Origin of the sequence: Bradyrhizobium forestalis, assembly GCF_002795245.1 — a bacterium.
Taxonomy (GTDB): Bacteria; Pseudomonadota; Alphaproteobacteria; order Rhizobiales; family Xanthobacteraceae; genus Bradyrhizobium; species Bradyrhizobium forestalis.
On record NZ_PGVG01000035.1, the window covers coordinates 12,785 to 32,097 of the forward strand.

Annotated in this window: 27 protein-coding genes and 1 pseudogene; 17 read left to right on the plus strand and 11 right to left on the minus strand. The window is 64.1% G+C overall.

Features of this window, described 5'->3' with window-relative positions; all coding sequences use genetic code 11:
- The first annotated feature begins 175 nt into the window (after positions 1–175).
- The 5 genes and pseudogenes from thiC (at position 176) to CVM73_RS30205 (ending at position 4,122) form a co-directional block, all read left to right on the plus strand.
- Positions 176–2,074 carry a phosphomethylpyrimidine synthase ThiC gene (gene thiC / locus CVM73_RS30180; protein ID WP_100235430.1) on the plus strand — a complete coding sequence of 633 codons (1,899 nt, stop codon included), beginning with the start codon at positions 176–178 and terminating at the stop codon, positions 2,072–2,074.
- Between the two features lie 626 nt (positions 2,075–2,700).
- Positions 2,701–2,952 (plus strand): annotated as a pseudogene (locus CVM73_RS30190) (uracil-DNA glycosylase family protein); the annotation flags it as partial.
- A gap of 35 nt (positions 2,953–2,987) precedes the next feature.
- The gene (locus CVM73_RS30195) at positions 2,988–3,275 is read left to right on the plus strand and encodes a hypothetical protein (protein ID WP_100235432.1); all 288 of its coding nucleotides are present in this window, start codon (positions 2,988–2,990) and stop codon (positions 3,273–3,275) included.
- Positions 3,272–3,565, plus strand: a complete 294-nt coding sequence (locus CVM73_RS30200; protein ID WP_100235433.1) for a type II toxin-antitoxin system RelE/ParE family toxin — start codon at positions 3,272–3,274, stop codon at positions 3,563–3,565. Before CVM73_RS30195 ends, CVM73_RS30200 begins: the two co-directional genes overlap by 4 nt.
- Before the next feature lie 20 nt (positions 3,566–3,585).
- Complete coding sequence (locus tag CVM73_RS30205; protein ID WP_100235434.1) at positions 3,586–4,122, plus strand: mismatch-specific DNA-glycosylase; 537 nt, start codon at positions 3,586–3,588, stop codon at positions 4,120–4,122.
- 122 nt (positions 4,123–4,244) lie between these two features.
- Here the strand turns inward: CVM73_RS30205 and CVM73_RS30210 are convergent, their stop codons facing one another.
- The gene (locus tag CVM73_RS30210) at positions 4,245–4,682 is read right to left on the minus strand and encodes a VOC family protein (RefSeq protein ID WP_100235435.1); all 438 of its coding nucleotides are present in this window, start codon (positions 4,680–4,682) and stop codon (positions 4,245–4,247) included.
- A gap of 268 nt (positions 4,683–4,950) precedes the next feature.
- On the opposite strand from CVM73_RS30210, the gene CVM73_RS30215 reads away from it, so the two are divergent.
- A complete protein-coding gene (locus CVM73_RS30215; protein WP_100235436.1) occupies positions 4,951–5,610 on the plus strand; it encodes a glutathione S-transferase family protein in 660 nt (219 codons plus the stop codon).
- A gap of 86 nt (positions 5,611–5,696) precedes the next feature.
- On the opposite strand, the gene CVM73_RS30220 is transcribed toward CVM73_RS30215, so the two are convergent.
- Complete coding sequence (locus CVM73_RS30220; RefSeq protein ID WP_100235437.1) at positions 5,697–6,131, minus strand: hypothetical protein; 435 nt, start codon at positions 6,129–6,131, stop codon at positions 5,697–5,699.
- A gap of 448 nt (positions 6,132–6,579) precedes the next feature.
- Here CVM73_RS30220 and CVM73_RS30225 point away from each other — a divergent pair, with 448 nt between their 5' ends.
- From CVM73_RS30225 to CVM73_RS30235, 3 genes are all read left to right on the plus strand, one after another.
- On the plus strand, positions 6,580–6,963 hold the full coding sequence (locus CVM73_RS30225) for a RidA family protein (RefSeq protein ID WP_100235438.1): 384 nt from the start codon (positions 6,580–6,582) through the stop codon (positions 6,961–6,963).
- A 143-nt stretch (positions 6,964–7,106) separates the two neighbouring features.
- Positions 7,107–7,367 carry a hypothetical protein gene (locus CVM73_RS30230; protein ID WP_100235439.1) on the plus strand — a complete coding sequence of 87 codons (261 nt, stop codon included), beginning with the start codon at positions 7,107–7,109 and terminating at the stop codon, positions 7,365–7,367.
- 198 nt (positions 7,368–7,565) lie between these two features.
- Entirely contained in the window at positions 7,566–7,817 is a 252-nt protein-coding gene (locus CVM73_RS30235; protein ID WP_100235440.1) for a hypothetical protein, read from the plus strand.
- A gap of 91 nt (positions 7,818–7,908) precedes the next feature.
- Here the strand turns inward: CVM73_RS30235 and CVM73_RS30240 are convergent, their stop codons facing one another.
- Positions 7,909–8,394: a molecular chaperone DnaJ gene (locus CVM73_RS30240; RefSeq protein WP_100235441.1), complete on the minus strand. Its 486-nt coding sequence runs from the start codon at positions 8,392–8,394 to the stop codon at positions 7,909–7,911.
- Between the two features lie 111 nt (positions 8,395–8,505).
- Between CVM73_RS30240 and CVM73_RS30245 the strand changes: the two genes are divergently transcribed.
- Together CVM73_RS30245 and CVM73_RS30250 are read left to right on the plus strand one after the other, a co-directional pair.
- On the plus strand, positions 8,506–9,273 hold the full coding sequence (locus CVM73_RS30245) for an SDR family NAD(P)-dependent oxidoreductase (protein ID WP_100235442.1): 768 nt from the start codon (positions 8,506–8,508) through the stop codon (positions 9,271–9,273).
- A gap of 377 nt (positions 9,274–9,650) precedes the next feature.
- Complete coding sequence (locus tag CVM73_RS30250; protein ID WP_100235488.1) at positions 9,651–9,899, plus strand: helix-turn-helix domain-containing protein; 249 nt, start codon at positions 9,651–9,653, stop codon at positions 9,897–9,899.
- Positions 9,900–9,908: 9 nt separating this feature from the next.
- Here CVM73_RS30250 and CVM73_RS30255 read toward each other — a convergent pair whose 3' ends face one another.
- Positions 9,909–10,178, minus strand: a complete 270-nt coding sequence (locus CVM73_RS30255) for a hypothetical protein (RefSeq protein ID WP_100235443.1) — start codon at positions 10,176–10,178, stop codon at positions 9,909–9,911.
- Between the two features lie 157 nt (positions 10,179–10,335).
- Between CVM73_RS30255 and CVM73_RS30260 the strand changes: the two genes are divergently transcribed.
- Positions 10,336–10,845, plus strand: coding sequence for a collagen-like domain-containing protein (locus CVM73_RS30260; RefSeq protein ID WP_100235444.1), 510 nt, complete (start codon positions 10,336–10,338; stop codon positions 10,843–10,845).
- A gap of 9 nt (positions 10,846–10,854) precedes the next feature.
- Here the strand turns inward: CVM73_RS30260 and CVM73_RS30265 are convergent, their stop codons facing one another.
- Both CVM73_RS30265 and CVM73_RS30270 read right to left on the minus strand, forming a co-directional pair.
- Positions 10,855–11,070: a hypothetical protein gene (locus tag CVM73_RS30265; protein ID WP_100235489.1), complete on the minus strand. Its 216-nt coding sequence runs from the start codon at positions 11,068–11,070 to the stop codon at positions 10,855–10,857.
- A gap of 88 nt (positions 11,071–11,158) precedes the next feature.
- Complete coding sequence (locus CVM73_RS30270; RefSeq protein WP_100235445.1) at positions 11,159–11,428, minus strand: DUF2277 domain-containing protein; 270 nt, start codon at positions 11,426–11,428, stop codon at positions 11,159–11,161.
- Positions 11,429–11,555: 127 nt separating this feature from the next.
- On the opposite strand from CVM73_RS30270, the gene CVM73_RS30275 reads away from it, so the two are divergent.
- From CVM73_RS30275 to CVM73_RS30285, 3 genes are all read left to right on the plus strand, one after another.
- A complete protein-coding gene (locus CVM73_RS30275) occupies positions 11,556–12,632 on the plus strand; it encodes an alpha/beta fold hydrolase (RefSeq protein ID WP_100235490.1) in 1,077 nt (358 codons plus the stop codon).
- 140 nt (positions 12,633–12,772) lie between these two features.
- Complete coding sequence (locus tag CVM73_RS30280) at positions 12,773–13,126, plus strand: hypothetical protein (RefSeq protein ID WP_100235446.1); 354 nt, start codon at positions 12,773–12,775, stop codon at positions 13,124–13,126.
- A gap of 71 nt (positions 13,127–13,197) precedes the next feature.
- Complete coding sequence (locus CVM73_RS30285) at positions 13,198–13,800, plus strand: MSMEG_1061 family FMN-dependent PPOX-type flavoprotein (RefSeq protein WP_100235491.1); 603 nt, start codon at positions 13,198–13,200, stop codon at positions 13,798–13,800.
- A gap of 182 nt (positions 13,801–13,982) precedes the next feature.
- Here CVM73_RS30285 and bfr read toward each other — a convergent pair whose 3' ends face one another.
- The 3 genes from bfr to CVM73_RS30300 all read right to left on the minus strand — a co-directional run bounded on the left by bfr (position 13,983) and on the right by CVM73_RS30300 (position 15,346).
- On the minus strand, positions 13,983–14,471 hold the full coding sequence (gene bfr / locus CVM73_RS30290) for a bacterioferritin (protein ID WP_100235447.1): 489 nt from the start codon (positions 14,469–14,471) through the stop codon (positions 13,983–13,985).
- A gap of 132 nt (positions 14,472–14,603) precedes the next feature.
- Complete coding sequence (locus CVM73_RS30295) at positions 14,604–14,876, minus strand: (2Fe-2S)-binding protein (protein WP_100235448.1); 273 nt, start codon at positions 14,874–14,876, stop codon at positions 14,604–14,606.
- Between the two features lie 161 nt (positions 14,877–15,037).
- Positions 15,038–15,346 carry a hypothetical protein gene (locus CVM73_RS30300; protein ID WP_100235449.1) on the minus strand — a complete coding sequence of 103 codons (309 nt, stop codon included), beginning with the start codon at positions 15,344–15,346 and terminating at the stop codon, positions 15,038–15,040.
- Between the two features lie 133 nt (positions 15,347–15,479).
- Between CVM73_RS30300 and CVM73_RS30305 the strand changes: the two genes are divergently transcribed.
- Positions 15,480–15,800: a hypothetical protein gene (locus tag CVM73_RS30305; protein WP_100235450.1), complete on the plus strand. Its 321-nt coding sequence runs from the start codon at positions 15,480–15,482 to the stop codon at positions 15,798–15,800.
- Positions 15,801–16,010: 210 nt separating this feature from the next.
- Positions 16,011–16,295, plus strand: a complete 285-nt coding sequence (locus CVM73_RS30310) for a hypothetical protein (RefSeq protein WP_100235451.1) — start codon at positions 16,011–16,013, stop codon at positions 16,293–16,295.
- Positions 16,296–16,375: 80 nt separating this feature from the next.
- Here the strand turns inward: CVM73_RS30310 and CVM73_RS30315 are convergent, their stop codons facing one another.
- Together CVM73_RS30315 and ettA are read right to left on the minus strand one after the other, a co-directional pair.
- Positions 16,376–17,602 carry a lytic murein transglycosylase gene (locus tag CVM73_RS30315; protein WP_100235452.1) on the minus strand — a complete coding sequence of 409 codons (1,227 nt, stop codon included), beginning with the start codon at positions 17,600–17,602 and terminating at the stop codon, positions 16,376–16,378.
- Between the two features lie 7 nt (positions 17,603–17,609).
- Positions 17,610–19,259, minus strand: coding sequence for an energy-dependent translational throttle protein EttA (gene ettA / locus CVM73_RS30320; protein WP_100235453.1), 1,650 nt, complete (start codon positions 19,257–19,259; stop codon positions 17,610–17,612).
- Positions 19,260–19,313: the final 54 nt, after the last annotated feature.

Consider the following 19,313-nt stretch of genomic DNA (forward strand, 5'->3'; position numbering starts at 1 on the left):
GTCCCGCTCCCACCCCACACTCCGCCGTCATCGCCCGGCTTGACCGGGCGATCCAGTACGCCGCGGCTTCTCCGTATCCCACGAGGGTCTCTGGAATACTGGATCCCCGCTTTCGCGGGGATGACAGCTGTAATCGACGCTCGCGCAGCGAAACTAACGAATTAAGGAGGATCCCATGAACATCCGCTCCAACCCCGAAAAGACCGTCCCCGCCGTCACCACCGGTCCGCTCCCCTCCTCGCGCAAAATCTTCGCGACGCCGGACGCCGCGCCCGATCTGCGCGTGCCGCTGCGCGAGATCATCCTGTCCGAAGGCGCCGGCGAGCCGAACCTGCCGGTCTACGACACCTCGGGCCCCTACACCGACCCGCACCAAACCATCGACGTCAACGCCGGCCTTCCCCGCAACCGCAAGCAATGGGTGCTGGAGCGCGGCGGCGTCGAGGAATATGAGGGCCGCCAGATCAAGCCGGAGGACAATGGTAGCGTCTCCACCGACAAGGCCGCGCGTGCGTTCTCGGCCTATCACAAGCCGCTGCGCGGCCTCGACGGCCACAAGGTGACCCAGCTCGAATTCGCCCGCGCCGGCATCATCACCAAGGAGATGATCTACGTCGCCGCGCGCGAAAATCTTGGCCGAAAGGCACAGCTCGAGCGCGCGGAAGCGGCGCTTGCCGACGGCGAAAGTTTTGGCGCCTCGGTCCCCGCCTTCATCACGCCGGAGTTCGTGCGCGACGAGATCGCGCGCGGCCGCGCCATCATCCCCTCCAACATCAACCACGCCGAGCTCGAGCCGATGATCATCGGCCGCAACTTCCTGACCAAGATCAATGCCAACATCGGCAACTCGGCGGTGACATCGTCGGTCGAGGAAGAGGTCGAGAAGATGGTATGGGCGATCCGCTGGGGCGCCGACACCGTGATGGACCTCTCGACGGGCCGCAACATCCACACCACGCGCGAATGGATCTTGCGCAACTCGCCGGTGCCGATCGGCACCGTGCCGATCTACCAGGCGCTGGAGAAGTGCAACGGCGATCCGGTGCAGCTGACCTGGGAGCTCTACAAGGACACCCTGATCGAGCAGTGCGAGCAGGGCGTCGACTATTTCACCATCCATGCCGGCGTGCGCCTGCAATACATCCACCTCACCGCCAACCGCGTCACCGGCATCGTCTCTCGCGGCGGCTCGATCATGGCGAAGTGGTGCCTGGCGCATCACAAGGAGAGCTTCCTCTATACGCACTTCGACGAGATCTGCGATCTCATGCGCAAGTATGACGTCTCGTTCTCGCTCGGCGACGGCCTGCGCCCCGGCTCGATCGCGGACGCCAACGACCGCGCGCAGTTTGCGGAGCTCGAGACGCTCGGCGAGCTCACCAAGATCGCGTGGGACAAGGGCTGCCAGGTCATGATCGAAGGCCCCGGCCACGTGCCGATGCACAAGATCAAGATCAACATGGACAAGCAGCTCAAGGAATGCGGCGAGGCACCGTTCTACACGCTTGGACCGCTGACCACCGACATCGCGCCGGGCTATGACCACATCACCTCAGGCATCGGTGCGGCCATGATCGGCTGGTTCGGCTGCGCCATGCTCTGCTACGTCACGCCGAAGGAGCATCTTGGGCTACCCGATCGCAACGACGTCAAGACCGGCGTCATCACCTACAAGATCGCCGCCCACGCGAGCGATCTCGCCAAGGGCCACCCCGCCGCGCAGCTGCGCGACGACGCCCTCTCCCGCGCGAGGTTCGACTTCCGCTGGACCGACCAGTTCAACCTCGGCCTCGATCCGGATACCGCAAAGAGCTTCCACGACGAGACCCTGCCGAAGGAAGCCCACAAGGTCGCGCACTTCTGCTCGATGTGCGGACCGAAATTCTGCTCGATGAAGATCACGCAGGACGTGCGGGATTACGCGGCGACGCTGAACGATCCGGCGGCTGTGGGCATGTCGATGGCCGGCACCGTCGAGGACGGCATGGCCAAGATGAGCGCGAAGTTCAAGGAGATGGGGAGCAGCGTTTATCTGGATGCGGAGAAGGTGAAGGAGAGTAATCGGGTGTTGTGAGGGGGGCAGCGCCCCACTCCGAAGCACCTGAGGCAAACCATTACAAGCCATGAGTCGGGCCGTGCAGCGCGACTCGCGCCGTTGACGATTCTTGCGGCATCGATTTGATAACCAAAGAACGCGATTTACTCCAACATGATGCGTGCCCGGAAAGCCTCCATCTCCAAACAGAGTCGCATCGAAGAGCCCAGCTCTTGGGACATTTTCTTGAGCTACAGTTCTGCCGACAGAGCCAAAGCAGAAATGCTTCTGGCGGATTCGCCAGTTTGTTCTCTTCTTCTTAGACCATACGAAGATATCTTTTTCACGCGGTTTTACGGAACCGCAATTTGAAGAATTCTTCAACGGAATAGACCTTTTTCTAATGATGCTCGATGCGCAGAACAAGATTCAAGAGGAGGAAGGTGGCACGATTCTCATGGGCATTAGGGCCGATCGGGAGATCCAATATAGGATAAGCTACCATCCTCGTTGGCTTAGGGGGATCAGGGTTGCCGCGGCCACCGCCTCAAAGAAAGCGACCAAGAAGCCGCGCAAAACGAGAGCTTCAACCTCTTCGCGAAGCACACAGGATGAATAGCCGGTCCGTATTTCGCTGATACTCGCGCGAGCGACGACGTTGAAGAATGGCTATCTTGCCCGGCTCCATCCCCCATCGCCTCCCCGACCAGCTCCGCCCCAACCTCCGCCTCGTTTTCGTCGGCACTGCCGCTTCGACGCGCTCGGCAGAACTCGGGCACTACGATGCCCATCCCAGCAACCGCTTCTGGCGCGCAATCCATGAGGCCGGGATCACGCCGCGGTGCTATCAGCCGGGCGAGTTCGCTTCGCTGATCGAACCTGGGACCGGCTTCACCGATCTCTCCAACTCGAGCGCCTCGACAAAATCCTCCTCCGCGCCTATCCTGATGCCATGAACATCATTCGTCGCACGCTGGAGATCGACGCCGAGACCGACGCGCGTTTGCGCGAGATGGCCGACGAGCGCGGGCAGGATGTCGCAGCCGTGCTCGCGGAGGCCGTGGCGCTGCTCGATTCCGTGGTCGATATCGCCGGCCCCGACATCGCCGAGGATCGCCGGCGGCTGGATGATTTCCGAAAGAGCGGCACCGCCGTGCCGCTCAACGAGGTGAAGGACTGGGTCGCGAGCTGGGGGTCGGCGAAGGAGCTGCCGCGACCGGTGGCGCGCAGGATCGGATGATCCTGCTTTCGCCCGACGCTGTCGAGGACGTCGAGCGATTACGCCTTTTTCTCGATCAACACAGCCCGTCCGCCGCGCAACGCGCGCTCGCGTCGATCTGGCGGGCGATCGAACGGCTGGAGGAGTTTCCCAATCTGGGCATGCAGACCGACGATGCCGAGCTGCGTCAGATCGTGGTGCGCTTTGGCGCGTCCGGCTATATCGTCCGTTATGCCGTCTTGGCGGAAACGCAAGACATCCTGATCACGCGAATATGGCACGGCCGCGAAACCCGCAAGACGGAAGAGTGAGCGTGCCACCGACGATTCACTTGGACGAAACGCACCGCCTCCCCGACCAGCTCCGCGAAAACCTCCGCCTCGTCTTCGTCGGCACCGCCGCCTCGACGCGCTCCGCCGAGCTCGGGCACTACTACGCCCATCCCGGCAACCGCTTCTGGCGCGCGATCCATGAGGCCGGGATCACGCCGCGGCGCTATCAGCCGGGCGAGTTCGCTGCGCTGATCGGGCTCGGGATCGGGTTCACCGATCTCTGCAAGACGGGCGCCGGGATGGATCACCAGATCGCGACGGAGACGATCGACGTGCCGGGGTTCAGGGCCAAGATCGAAAAGTATCGGCCGCGGACGATTGCGTTCACGAGCAAGAAGGCGGCGAGCTTGTTCTACGGTCGGCCGTCGCGCGGGATTGCGCTGGGGCGTCAGCAGCGCGATGGAAGCTGGCCGGAGATATTCGTGCTACCCTCGCCGTCCGGCGCCGCGTCCGGGCATTGGACGCTGGAGCCGTGGCTGGAGCTTGCGGAGTGGATCGCCGCGTTGGACGTTCAACACCCACCGGCCTCATCCTGAGGAGACCGCGAAGCGGTCGTCTCGAAGGATGGCCGCGGGCGAGATGCGGGCCTTTCATGGTTCGAGACGGCGCTTCGCGCCTCCTCACCATGAGGAGTTAACGCCAGCAGCGCGTCGCCCCCTCACCCCGCATACGCCCGATCCAAATCCGCAATCACGATCTTCCGCATCTGCAACATGGCCTGCATGACGCGGTTCGCCTTGGTGCGGTCGGGATCGCCGAGGTAGCGGGGCAGCGCTGACGGGATCACCTGCCAGGACAGGCCGAACTTGTCCTTGAGCCAGCCGCAGCGGGATTCCTCGCCGCCGTCGGCGGTGAGCGCTTCCCAGAAATAGTCGACCTCGCCTTGTGTCTCGACGCTGATGAAGAACGACACCGCCTCGTTGAAGCGGTATTGCGGTCCGCCATTGAGCGCGTTGAAGCGCTGCCCTTCCAGTTCGAACACCGCCATGAAGTCGCTGAGGGTCTCGACTTTCGCGTTGGGAAACACCGATTTGTAGAACGCGACGGCTTCCGGGACGTTGTTGTCGAACCAGAGAAACGGGGTAATGGAGGTCATGCACGGATATCCTTTCGCCGCGGACCGGACGTGCGGCGCACGCCGGGGCCTTCCAAGGACGAGGCTGGGAACGGCATTCCGACATGGGAGGCGGGATTTTTCTGTTGCGTAGCCCGGATGAGCGGAAGCGATATCCGGGACCGGCGGTTGCCCCGCATGTCGCTTTCGCTCATGCGGTCTACGGGCCGGAAAACCGGGATACCCTGTCGGAATCCGCACCCGTCGCTCGTCCTCTGGCTGCAACGCGTGATCACCCCGGAGACCCCTGATGCATCCCACGATCACAGCCTTTGAAAGATCGCCCGACCGCGGCAGGGGCCAGGCCCGCGACATGCGCGTTCGCTGGGCGCTGGAAGAGGTCGGCCAGCCCTACGATGTGCGTCTTGTTTCATTCGAAGCGATGAAGCAGCCCGCGCACCGTGCGCTGCATCCGTTCGGGCAGATCCCGACTTATGAGGACGGGGATCTCGCTTTGTTCGAATCCGGGGCGATCGTGCTGCATCTCGCCGAGCGCCACGATGGTTTGCTGCCGAAGGATTCCAATGGCCGCGCCCGCGCCATCGCGTGGATGTTCGCCGCGCTCAGCACGATGGAGCCGCCGATCGTCGAGCTCACGATGGCCATGCTGGTCGAGCGCGACAAGAGCTGGTACGCGGAGCGGCTGCCCCTGCTGCAGGACCGCGTCCGCATCAGGCTCGGCGAATTGTCCCGCCGCCTCGGCAAAGCCGACTGGCTCGCCGGCGCCTTCAGCGCCGGCGACCTCATGATGGTGACGGTGCTGCGGCGGTTGAACACGTCCGGCCTGCTGGACGAATATCCTGACATCGCCGCCTATGTCGCCCGCGGCGAAGCGCGACCGGCGTTCCGGCGCGCTTTCGACGCGCAGTTGGCGGTGTTCACCGGGGCGGCGCGTTCGTCGCAGTCGTAGCCCGGATGAGCGCCAGCGACATCCGGGGCCGCTGTTCCCGCATGTCGCTTCGCTCATGCGGGCTACGGACCAGGCGAAAGCCGCCCCTACCGCATCGTGATTGCAAGTCCGCTGAGATCCGCATTCGCCATCAGGCCGACCTGGGTGCCGGTCAGCTCCAGCACCGCGCCCTTCTGGTTGGTCAGCACGATGGCGCGGGCGCCCGCGCCGACGGCAAGGCCGGCACCGGCGGCGCCGTAGACGCCGGCGACGTCAGAGGGGCGGTTGATGTTGGAGACGCGGCCGCGCAGCACGGTTTTCGAGCCGCCGAACACGAGGCCGTAGTCGAGACCGCCGGTGGAGAGCCCATAGGTGCGGCCGCGGAAGTTGAGCACGCCCGAGCCGCCCGAGCCGCCGATGATCCAGCCCGCCTTGTAGATCGTCAGCGTCACGAAGCCGCTGTCGGCCTGCGCCGCGGTCGAGAGGCCGGCCAGGGCGGCAATGGCGACAAGCGCGGCGCGGAAGGCGGATGCGAGCTTCATGGGGATCTCCGGGTCTATTTCTCAAGGGTGGAATCGAAGCAGACGCGGTGAATCTATCCGATCGATCGCGGCGGCAACATGATGGGGCAGCGGTGAGGCGCGGAGTGCGGCAGCGCATTCAACTGTCATCGCCCGGTTTAACCGGGCGATCCAGTATTCCAGAAGCGGTTATGATTGACCGCGGGGCCGCGGCGTACTGGATGCCCCGGTCGAGCCGGGGCATGACGACGAAGCTTGGGGCTAGCACCGACCAACTTTCATGATGCCATTTTGCCCCTGTTTTGCCCGACGGAGCAAGCGAATCTTTCGCTCTTCCCGAATTCTAAAAAACCTAATGATCTCTGCATGATCGCTACTGTGCATGGGGTTGTTTTCGCATTTTTTGTTTGGAGCGCGCCTGTCCTGCCGCTACGCTGCTGGGCCTCAGCCCTTCACCTGAGGTGAACCCATGCCGATCCAGCATTTCGCGCCTCCGCCGCACGTCAAGGCGCCGCCGCTGTCCTTTGCCACCCGCGTCGGTGACCTCCTGTTCGTCTCCGGCATTCCCGGCTTCGATGCCAATGGCGCGCTGGCCGACGGCTTCGAGGCGCAGTTCGCCAACGTCGTCATCAACATCAAGCGTGTGCTGGGCGAAGCCGGCGCCGGCATGCACGATCTCGTCAAGGTCAACGTGCTCCTGCCCCGCGCCTCTGACGTCGCCGCCATGAACGCGCTCTATGCCGGCGCCTTCGGCCCGCCGCCCTACCCGGCGCGCACGACTTGCGTGGTGCACGCGCTGCCGGATCCGAAGATGCTGCTCGAGATCGAGGCGATCGCGTCACTCGCGAGGTGAGCGTGTGGCTTGTCGGACACGCGGCCAAACCAAATGCTTGGGGAACAGCTGACATGTCCGTGACCGGCGGCTCCCCGGCTTGCAAAGGACCGGCTTTTACCGCACGAATTTTCAGATCCCACTTCCCCACAAGGAGATACTTCATGCGTCGCGTTCTCGCGCTCTGTGCCGTTGCCGGCATCGCTAGTTCCGTGTTCGCCGTGCCCGCATTCGCGAAGGTCGGCTATTACGTGATCCGCTGGGACAACACCGGCATCTGCCAGGTCTGGAACGAGGACCTGCAGTACAAGCCGTTCCAGATTGGGGTGTCGACCTACAAGGTCGTCAGCAAGCCGCTGCCGACCTTCCAGGCCGCGTCCGATCTCCAGATCAAGATGCGCGCGGAGCGCCACTGCACGCTCTGAGCTCTCGGCGAGAGATCGCATTTGAAGGGCGGGTCGCGCGAGCGATCCGCCCTCGTCTTTTCCCGCCTTGTTTGAACCTGATCAGCACAAGCAGCTACTCACATCTTGTCCGGGGCGCGTCCCCCCAAAGCGTCCCGCACCACCCCCTCCCGTCATTGTCGGGAGGCGCATCACATCATTCATTTTGAGGAGCTGATCATGCGTCGTCTTTCCGTGCTGTGCGCTGCCGCCGGTCTTGCCGTCACCGCGTTCGTCGCCGCGAGCCCTGCCGAAGCCAGCTATCACCTGATCCGCTGGCAGGACACCGGCTTCTGCCAGATCTGGGACGAGAGCATCCCGACCGCGCCGTGGCCGGCCGGCTATCACCGCGCCAGCGCGACCGTGCCGACCTTCCTCGACGCGCTCGTGGTGAAGGATGCCGCGCTGAAGAACGGCCACTGCAGCTGGTAACAATTCGATCGGCGGACGAAGAGCCGGGCAAGGACGCCAGCGTCCTTGCCCGGTTGTTTTTTGTGTTGCGCAAGCGGGAGCTGACGCGCGCTCACGCGTCCTTGTGCGCCCCTGGATGGATCAGGATGTCGCGTGCGGCGGCGAGGTCGATGAAGGCTTGCGCGCTGCCGCCCTGGTCGGGATGCATGCCCTTGGCGGCACGGCGATAGGCCTGGTTGATGTCCTCGCAGGTGAGCTGCACCGCGAGCGGCAGGCCGAGCACCTTGCGGGCGCGATCCTCGCTCGAGAGCTGCTTCGGCATGGCGTTGCGGCGACCGAAGCGCGGCGCTGTGAGATCATGGACGACCTCGAGCACCACGCCGAGACGACGCTGGGCCGCCAGCGTCACGCCGTGATCGTCATTGTCCACGGCCTGGCGCAGCACCGGAAGCGCCTGCTCGGCGGCCTGACGCAGCGTGACGTCGCTGCTCATCCGCACGATCTCCGCCAAGAGCCGGCCCGCCTCGGCCCAATCGGGCGCGTGCGCCGACCGCAGGCGTTCGAGAGCGGGTTTCCAGGAGTCGAGCCGTTCCATCATGCGCGCAACGTTTAGCAATCAAGATCAGTATGCCAAGGCCGCCGTTTCCGACCCCTTAATTTCGAGTTAGCTTTTCGTGAAACTTCGAAACGAAATCGGGAGGAATATGTCATGGCATTGCTCGCAAACCACATCGCCGTCGTCACGGGTGCCGGCTCCGGCATCGGCCGGGCGATCGCCGCCGGTTATGCGCGCGAGGGCGCGCAGGTCGTGCTGCTCGACGTCAACGCCGAGACGGTGGCGGAGGCCGCGCAGGAGATCCGGCAAGCGGGCGGCAAGGCCGAGAGCTTTGCGCTCGACGTGACCCGGCGGGAGGATTGCTTTGCGCTGGCCAAGCAGGTCGCGGGCAAGGTCGGACAGGTCTCGATCCTCGTCAACAACGCCGGCATCACCCGCCGCAACGCCTTCACCGCCGAGACCGAGACGGTGGCGAAGGACTGGAACGACATCATCTCGCTCAACCTCAACGGCGTCTTCAACATGACGCAGGCGTTCCTTAGCCCCTTGCGCGCGAGCAAAGGCCGCATCGTCAATATCGGCTCGATCCAGTCCTTCGTGCATCTGCGCACGCCGAGCTCGGCGGCGTATACGACTTCGAAACACGGCGTGCTCGGCTTCACCAAGGCGCTCGCGGTCGAGCTCGGCAAGGAAGGCGTGCGCGTCAACGCGATCGGCCCCGGCTTCATCGAAACCAACATCAACGCCAATGTGCGCGCGACCAATCCGGCGCTGGTGCAGGCCTTCGTCGATCACACCCCGCTGGCCCGCACCGGCAAGCCCGAGGATATCGTCGGACCTGCGATCTTCCTCGCATCGGACATGTCGGCCTATGTCACCGGAACGATCGTGATGGTGGATGGCGGGTATCGGACGGTGTGAGGCGCCGGGCTCCCGCAACACAGACGGTGTCATCGCCCGCGAAGGCGGGCGATCCAGTATTCCAGAGACGATAGTCAGACACCGAGAGGCCGCGGCGTACTGGATGCCCCGCCGGAGCCTGTCATCGGGCTCGCCGAAGGCGAGACCCGGTGGCGCGGCATGACAACGAGGGGTGCGGAACGAGATAGGTCCGCATCACGATGCATGTCGCACCAATCGCGGCGGCTTCGCGGCATTCCTGAGGTCAATTGGTGCGATCGCCCCCCGGTTAACCCTTCATTAACCAAACCCGGCCACCGTGGATCTACGGCTTGGGGGTCGTTGGTTCTCGATCCGCTTCCAGCGATGGGAGCGGGCGTTGGTCGGGAGGTGTGTCGATGACCACTGTTCATGTCGCTGCGTCCGAGCCGGACGCACAATTTCTTGCTCCGAATCAGATCGTTCCGATGCTGATCGGCGCCACCGTCGACGAGGTCGAGCGCGAGCTCGTGCTCCAGACGCTGGCGCGCTGTGACGGCAACCGCACGCGTGCCTCGCGCGTGCTCGGCCTGTCGGTGCGCACGCTGCGCAACAAGATCAGGCTCTATGCCGCCTCCGGCATCGAGGTGCCTGCCTATCAAGACTAGCGTGTGACATCAGTCCGCCCGCGACGACGTGCTGCGCGACAAGCGGCGCAGCTCGTGCCGCAGATGCACGCCGGCGATGACCGCAAACGCGATCATCGCGACCGAGGCGGCGATCAGCTCGACCGCGCGGAGCAGGAAGGCCGTCATGACGGCCCATATCGGTTGCGGCTCCTCGGCGAATGCGACCGGCACGATGTCAGGCACCAGCAGGTGATCGAGGCCGAGCGCGGCCGCGAGAACGACAGCGAACAGGCAAAAGACTTTCCACGCTTCGCACATCAGTCGTTCTCGCAAGGGGTCTGGCCGTGCGCGATCGATGACACGGCCGGCCGCTCCGTCGATTGACGTTGATCAAGCGTGGCGCGATACGCCGGCGGAATTGCTGCTGTCGTCAAACGCCGCTAAGTAGCTTGCTTCCGTGACAGGGAGCAGTGGCGTGGCAGACGATCAGGGACGACGGCAGGGACCTCAGGGTCCGCGCGGGCGGCAAGGCGAGCCGGGACGGCCGGGGCCGCAGGGTCATCCGGGCCGGCGTGGTCCCGACGGGGCGCGCGGCAAGCCGGGGCCGCAGGGCAAGCCGGGACCGATCGGAAAGGCCGGCCCGCCTGGCAAGCCCGGTCCGCAAGGCAAGCAGGGCGAAGCCGGCCCACGCGGAGCCGCCGGACCACAGGGACCTCTCGGACCGCAGGGGCCAGCGGGGCCGCAAGGCCCGCGCGGCGAGCCGGGGCCGCCCGGCCAATTGCCGTCGATCGAGCAAGTGCTGCCGTGGCTCGACCAGCTCTTCGACGCCTGGGACGAACGCCGCCGCCAGCGCGAACGCGAAGCCGCCGAGCGCGAAGCGCTCGAGGCCGCCGTCCAGGAGACTGACCACGCAAGCGTCGATGACGAGAGCGATGACGGCGACGATCACAAGAAGAAAAAGAAAAAGAAGAGGCACGGCCACTAGCAGACGAACCTATTTCGGCCGATCCTCGCGTTGCGACAACATGCCCATGCGCTCGAACTGCCAGCGCATGGCGCGATACCAGAGATAGCCGACCGCCGTGCCGCACAGGGCGAGGATGATCACGTTTGCGCTCGAGAACGAGCCGCTCCACCACATCATCCACGCGGTCCATAGCAGCGTGAAGACGATGGCACCTGCTTTCAACGGAAGAAGGGGGCGGCTCATGGTCGTGCTCCGGGCGATCAAAACCCCGGCCACCACCATCGCAAGCTGAGACAGCAGATACCGTGAGCCAGATCACTGAGCGCGTCGTTCACGAGCCGAAACGCAGCCGCGAGCGCTCTTTCGCCTTTTCCGCCTCGACCTCACGGTCGCGCGCCGGGGCATGCGTATGCAGCGACGTCAGGAGTCTTCGTGCGGCCTCAGAGACCTCGGCCACCGCACGCTCGAACGCCGCCTCGTTGAGCTGCGACGGCTTGTTGAAACCCGACAGCTTTCGCACGAACTGCAGCGCGCTGGCGTGAATCTCGTCCTCCGTCGCCGGCGGCTCGAAGTTGAACAGCGTCTTGATGTTGCGGCACATGCAGGATCTCCGGATGTTTCCCTCAAGGACGATCGACGACGACGAAATCCTACATCTTCCCCTGCACTTCTGTTAAGTTCCGCCGCAACGCGGCCGCCGACCATGAGCCGCAACGGGGGAGATGAACATGAGAGCCTGTCGCGCGGCACTGTCTGCCATCCTGCTGTCCCTCTCGACACTGGCTATCTCCACACCGGTCTTGTCCGCCGATTACCCGCCCCCAAAGCAGGGCGACTGGATCGCGAGGGATTTCAAGTTCCACACCGGCGAAACCATGCCGGAGCTGAAGCTGCACTACACCACCGTCGGCGAGCCGACCGGCCAGCCCGTGCTGGTGCTGCACGGAACGGGCGGCTCGGGCGCGAGCATGCTGACGCCGTCCTTTGCCGGCGAGCTGTTCGGCGCGGGGCAGCCGCTCGATGCGTCCAAATACTACATCATCATTCCCGACAGTATCGGCCACGGCAAATCGTCAAAACCGTCCGACGGCATGAAGACGAGCTTTCCGAAATACGATTACGAGGACATGGTCGAGGCGCAATATCGCCTGGTGACGGAAGGGCTCGGCGTCAAGCATCTGCGGCTCGTCATCGGCAATTCGATGGGCGGCATGCACACCTGGCTGTGGGGCGAGAAATATCCGAAGGCGATGGACGCGCTGATCCCGATGGCCTCGCAGCCGACCGAGATGGCATCGCGCAACTGGATGCTGCGGCGGATCATGCTCGACACCATCCGCAACGATCCCGACTACAACGGCGGCAATTACACCGCCCAGCCGCGCATGATGAAATATGCCATCACCGCCTACGGCATCGCGAGCATCGGCGGGACGCTCGCCTATCAATCGCAGGCGCCGACCGCGGCCAAGGCTGACAAGATGGTCGACGACCGGCTGGCGACGCCGATCACGGCGGATGCCAACGACTTCCTCTATCAGTGGGAGTCATCGCGCGACTACAATGCTGGCGAGAAGCTGGAGGCGATCGAGGCCGCGCTGCTGCTGATCAATTCCGCCGACGACGAGCGCAACCCACCCGAGACCGGCATCACGGATGCCGCGATGAAGCGGGTCAAGAACGGCCGCCTGTACCTGATCCCCGCGAGCACCGAGACGCGCGGCCACGGCACCACGGGCAACGCCAAATTCTACAGCGAGCCTATCAGGCAGTTTCTTCAAACCGCGCCGCAGCGCGCGATGTAGGGATCACCAAGAACGCGCTCATATCGCAATGCATCACGTGCGGCGCTCCGCCGCCGCATATTATTTGAGCATGCATTGCGCCGCCAGCTCGGGCTTAATCGCATGAACGATACGAATCGACGCGCGACGAGGAGGATCGCATGCACAGGCTCGCACTGTGCGTCTGGCTAACCGCAACGACGGCGCTGACGAGCGCCGCGTTCGCGTTCGACAACGGGCAATATGATCACGTCCCGCCCGATATCCGCGCCTGGTTCAAGAGCGTGATCGCGCCGAACGGCGTGCCCTGCTGCGACATCTCCGACGGCCATCGCACCGACTACGACGTGCGCGGCGGCGCCTATTGGGTGCCGATCGAGGGACAATGGATGGCGGTGCCTGAGCGCGCCATCATTCGTGATCGTGGCAATCCGGTCGGCCAGGCCGTGGTGTGGTACGTTCACCACCGCGGTGCCATCATCATCAGCTGTTTCGTGCCGGCGGATGCAGTCTAGCGCGATGGATTTCGTTGGCTGGAGACGCCCGATCGGGTAGTTTTGAGCCGAGTTGAAGCGGAGGCATGCCGTTGACCGATCTTAGCGCCGAAGACCTCGCCACCATCTATGCCAAGCCGAGCCCGCGCGTGATCGCGAAGGCACGGCCCGCGATCGATGCGCATGCGAGGAAGTTCATCGAGATGTCGCCGTTCTGCGTGCTCGCGACGTCGGGCGCGGACGGCAGCGTCGACGCTTCGCCGCGCGGCGGCGGCATCGGCTTCGTCCACGTCGCCGGTCCCAACCAGCTGTTGATGCCCGACCGGTCCGGCAACAACCGCATCGATAGTTTTCGGAACGTCGTCGAAGGTTCGGGCTTCGTGCACCTGTTGTTCTTCGTGCCGGGGATCGACGAGACACTGCGCGTCGGCGGACGCGGCACGCTGTCGGCCGATCCGGATCTGCTCGCCTCGATGGTCGAATTCGGCAAGCCGCCGCGCGCGGTGCTGAACGTCGCCGTCAGCGAGGTCTATTTCCATTGCGGCAAGGCGCTGATGCGCTCGAAGCTGTGGTCGTCGGAGAAGGTGCCGCGCTCGGTGATGCCGAGCATCGTTACGGTCATTCACGAGCAAACGGGCTTGGGCGAACCACAGAGTCAGGAGATCGTGGAAGAGCTCTACAAGACGCAGCTGTAGCTGGGGCGACAACCACGATGTCGTCCCGGACAAGCGAAGCGCAATCCGGGACCCATCACCACAGGACGTCGTTTGACGAAGACTCGTCGTTCGGTACTGCTACCGGCGACGATCGATAGATTCCGCAGTATGGGTCCCTGCTTGCGCAGGGACGACACTGGGTGTGTGGCTAAGGCCGGAGCTTAATGCCCCTCGCCCTCGAGCCCGCCGACATGCTTCTGGGTGTAGAGCTCGAGGCCGATGCGGCCGATCAGGTCGAGCTGGGTTTCGAGGAAGTCGATGTGGTGCTCCTCGTCGCTCATCAGCTTCTCGAACAGGTCACGCGTAACGTAATCCTTGGCGCCGTGGCAGTAGGTCGCCGCTTCCTGGTACAGCGCCCGCGCGCTCATCTCGGCGGCGAGGTCGCATTCGATGATCTCCTTGACGTTCTGGCCGATGCGCAGGGGATCGAGCACCTGCATGTTCGGGAAGCCGTCGAGGAACAGGATGCGCGCCGTGAGCTTGTCGGCATGCTCCATCTCCTCGATGGACTCCTTGCGCCAGACCTTGGCCATGTCGAGGAGGCCCCAATTGTCGAGAAAGCGGTAGTGCAGCCAGTACTGATTGATCGCAGTCAGCTCGTGACGCAGCGCCTTGTTGAGATAGTCGATGACTTTTGGGTCGCCCTGCATGGTTCACTCCAGCTCTTGCAGTCCAAATCGGCCCTAGCCGAATTTAGAATGCTTCTAAATGAGTTTGCGGACAAGGGCAATCAGCCGCGCGGACGCAGCCGGGGAAAAACTCAGCCGACGTTGCGGAAGCTTTTAGCAGGCCGCGAGGGCGAACTGCGCGCGTTCAGCCGTTTCGTCATTGGCGGCCACGGTATGGCTGTGGGGACAGCCGGCGCAGCAGGACTGGGCGCAGGGGCCGAGCGCTTCGTCGATGATGGTCTTGATGGTCCGGGCGCAGCGACCGCATTCGGCACTACAGCCAAGACATCCATAGACCTGCTTGGCGTGGCGCACGGCATCGTCGGACTCGGCGACGGCGGCGCGGATGTCATCATCGCTCAGCACGTTACAGGAACAAACGATCATGGAAGCGGCAGGCCCTTCGGTGATGCGCCATCATCGATATTTAACAGGCCGGCCGGATGCAAAAGGAAAAACCGGTATTTGAAGCTATTCCAAACTGGCCCGGTCAACAGCCTAGAACGGCTCTAAAACAGCCGTTGCGCTGGATCAAGATTTGCGGGGCTCTAGTCGCCACCACCGCCTCCACCACCATCGCCGCCACCTCCGCAATCCCCACCGCTGCTTCCGCCATCGCTGCTGGAACAGCTGCCGCCGTCAGTCGAGCTCCCCGAGCTGTCACTGGAAAACCAGCTTCCCAGCGAGAAGCCGTCGCTCGGTCCGGAATAGCTGTCGCCTCCGCTGCTCCCTCCGTCGTTGCCGGCGGCGGCGCGGGAGCGCCGTGCGCGGTTCTGGAGGTGTGCGATCCAGCCGTAGCCGATCGCGAAAACGATTCCGGCGGCAATCAATGCATTGACCATTGCGTTGCCCATCATTGTCTCCCGGTGAGGCTGGGGGCCATATCCATTGGTCGTCGCCGGCAAAGGTGCCGTTCATTGATCATTCAAGCGAAGTATGGAACCCTACGCCCCAAAGAGTTCCCGCGTGTTCGTCTGAAAGGTCAAGCCAATGAAGAAGTCGCTCCTGGCGGTCGCTGCCGTCGCCACCCTGGCCCTGGCGGCCGGAACACCGGCCCATGCCCAGCGCGGCGTCGCCGCGGGCGTGGCGGCCGGGATCATCGGCGGCGCCATTGTCGGTGGCGCGCTGGCTTCTCCGTATTATTACGGACCCGGCTATGGCTACTATGAGCCGGGCTACTACCCGCCGCGCTACTACGCCCCCGGTCCAGGCTATGTTGCCGACGACTATTACGGCGGCTGCGTCTGGCAGAAGCAGCGCTTCTGGGACGGCTATGCCTGGCGCGTCCGCCGCGTCAGAGTCTGTGGCTAAGTCGCCAGGACCGGTTCACTACGGATGGGCCGTTCATCTCGGAGCCTGAAAAAGACCGCTTTTTCTCGTCACAGCTCCGCGTGCGTTTACCGTGGGTTGACCATTTGCGCGCTTCCTAGCTGCAAGGCCAATTCCATCAGAGTGTGCGTGAACCTTTGAAACCCGGGCGCCTCTAACAGGAGGAACCCATCTCCCAGGAGAGCCAAGAGCATGAACAAGACTTTAGTTGCCGCCCTTACGGTTGCGACGGTCGCCGGTTCGCTGGTGACCGCCACCCCGTCCGCCAAAGCCGGTGACGGCGTCGGCGCCGGCATTGCGGCCGGCCTGATCGGCGGCGCGATCGTCGGCGGCGCCATTGCGTCGAGCCGTCCCGCCTATGGCGGCCCCGTCTATGTCGCCGAGCCCGGCCCGCCGCCCCCGCCCTGCTACTGGCGTCGTGAGCGGTATTGGGACGGTTACGGCTGGGTCGTCCGTCCGGTTCGCGTTTGCTACTGATCTGATCGCTACGCGCGTATCCGCGCCACGATCGAAGCCCGGCCAAGCACCTTGGCCGGGCTTTTTCTTTTGCTGCCGCGCTATCGCGCCGCCTCGATCGAGCGCAACACCTCTTCGCTCGGCCAGCAATCGACCTTTAGACCCGCCGACTTCTGATAGGCGCCGAGCGCCGCGCGTGTCTGCATGCCGGCCTTGCCGTCGATCTTGTCCTTGTAGAGCCCGATACGCGTCAACCCGCGCTGCATGGTCTCGACGTCCTTGGTGCGCAACTGCTTGCTGGCCGACCAGGGCGTCGCGAACGGCAGCGGGCTGGTCATGCGATCGCTGAGATGGCCGACGAACAGCACGTAGAGGTCGGAGAAATTGTATTCCTTGATGACGAAGTAATTCTTCGTGGTCAGGAACGACGGGCCGTAAATTCCCTCCGGCTGGAGCAGCGAGGCCGGCTGCGCCTGCTCGGCCGAGCTGAGCTTTTGCCCACGCACCGGCACAAAACCTTCGCGCAGCCACTGGCCGATCGGCTTCGTCACCTCCGGCACGCCAACCGTGCAATCGACCTTCGCCGGCGCCTGCACCTCGTAGGCCCAGCGCACCCCGCTCTGCCAGCCCTTGTTGACGAGTTGCTGTGCGGCGGAGGCGAGCGCATCCGGCACCGAGTGCCAGATGTCGATGCGGCCGTCGCCGTCGAAATCGACGCCATGCTTGTAATATTCCGAGGGCAGAAACTGCGTCAGCCCGGTGGCGCCGGCCCAGGACGAACGCATGTCCTTGCGCGTTACCACGCTTTCGCCCAGGATCTTCAGCGCGAGGACGAACTCGTTGCGATACTGATCCTTGCGGCGGCCGACATAGGCCTGCGTCGCCAGCACGCGGACGAGATCGTAGGGCAGCGTGTAGCGGCCATAATCGGTCTCGCGCCCCCAGATCGCGAGCATGACAGTGGCAGGCACGCCCGAGCTTTTCTCGATCTCGGTCAGCGCCGTGCGATATTTCTGCAGCAGCCGCTGCCCCTCGCCGGCAAGGCGCGCGATCGACGCTTCCTTGACGTAGTCGGCCGGCACCTGCACGAACTCGGCCTGCGACGGCGCACCGGTCGCCGGTCGGCCCGGCAGGATCAGATCAGGCAGCTTGTAGTCCGGCTCGAGCCCGCGCGTCTGCTCGTCGAACGTCGCGCGCGAGACGCCGGCCGCCTGCGCTTCCGGCCAGAGCGAGGCGATGAACTGGGTGAAGGCGGCGTCGGCGGCGCGGGCGGACGACCAGCCGCAGGTGACGACGATCACCGCAGCGATGAGCGCCCGCCGCATCATGCCGAGATCACCGCGTCAGCTTCTTGTACTTCACGCGATGCGGAATGATGCTGTCCTGGCCGAGCCGGCGCATCTTGTCCTTCTCGTAATCCTGGAAGTTGCCCTCGAACCATTCGACGTGGCTGTCGCCTTCGAAGGACAGGATATGGGTCGCGATGCGGTCGAGGAACCAGCGATCGTGGCTAATGATGACAGCGCAACCGGCAAAGTCCTCCAGCGCCTCTTCGAGCGCGCGCAGCGTGTCGACGTCGAGGTCGTTGGTGGGCTCGTCGAGCAGCAGCACGTTGGCGCCAGACTTCAGCATCTTGGCAAGATGCACGCGGTTGCGTTCACCGCCGGAGAGTGCGCCGACCTTCTTCTGCTGGTCCGCGCCCTTGAAGTTGAACGACGAGCAATAGCCGCGCGAGTTGACTTCCTTCTTGCCGAGCAGGATCAGCTCGTTGCCGCCGGAGATCTCCTCCCATACGGTCTTCTTGCCGTCGAGCGCGTCGCGCGACTGGTCGACGTAACCGAGATGCACGGTCTCGCCGACCGTGATCGTGCCGGAGTCCGGCTTCTCCTGGCCGGTGATCATCCTGAACAACGTGGTCTTGCCGGCACCGTTGGGGCCGATCACGCCGACGATGCCACCGGGCGGCAGCTTGAAGGTGAGATTGTCGATCAGGAGGCGATCGCCGAAACCTTTGCTGAGACCCTCGAAATCGACCACGTTGGCGCCGAGCCGCTCGGCGACCGGAATGATGATCTGCGCGGTCTGAGTCTGTTTCTCGCTCGCCTTCTTGAGCAGCTCCTCATAGCGCTGGTAGCGCGCTTTCGACTTGGCCTGGCGTGCCTTCGGCGACGACGCGACCCATTCCTGCTCGCGAGCGAGCGTTTTCTGGTGCGCCGCGTCCTCGCGTCCCTCCTGCTCCAGACGCTTCTGCTTCTGCACCAGCCAGGACGAGTAGTTGCCCTCGTACGGGATTCCGCGGCCGCGATCGAGCTCGAGGATCCAGCCCGTGACGTTGTCGAGGAAGTAGCGGTCGTGGGTGACGATCAGGATCGCACCGGGATAGTTGCGCAGGTGCCCTTCCAGCCACGACACCGACTCGGCGTCGAGATGGTTGGTCGGCTCGTCCAGCAGCAACAGTTCGGGCTGGTCGAGCAGCAGCCGGCACAGCGCGACGCGGCGGCGCTCACCGCCGGAGAGTTTCGTCACGTCGGCATCGTCGGGCGGACAGCGCAGCGCGTCCATGGCCTGGTCGACCTTGCTGTCGAGATCCCACAGGCCCTGGGCCTCGATTTCGTCCTGCAGCTTGGTCATCTCATCGGCGGTCTCGTCCGAATAGTTGACGGCGAGCTCGTTGTAACGATCGAGGATCGCCTTCTGCTTGGCGACGCCCCGCATGACGTTCTCGCGCACGGTCAGCGCAGGATCGAGGTGGGGCTCCTGCTCGAGATAGCCGACGCGGGCGCCCTCGGCGACCCAGGCCTCGCCGGTGTATTCCTTGTCGAGGCCGGCCATGATCTTGAGCAGCGTCGACTTGCCCGAGCCGTTGACGCCGAGCACGCCGATCTTGGCGTCCGGGTAGAACGACAAATGGATGTTATCGAGCACCTTCCGGGTCGGGTAGCTCTTGGTCAGGCCCTGCATGAAATAGATGAACTGGCGCGCCATCGGTCCCGTGAAACCTTCGATTTGAGGGAATTTGCTTGCCGCCGATGTAACGAT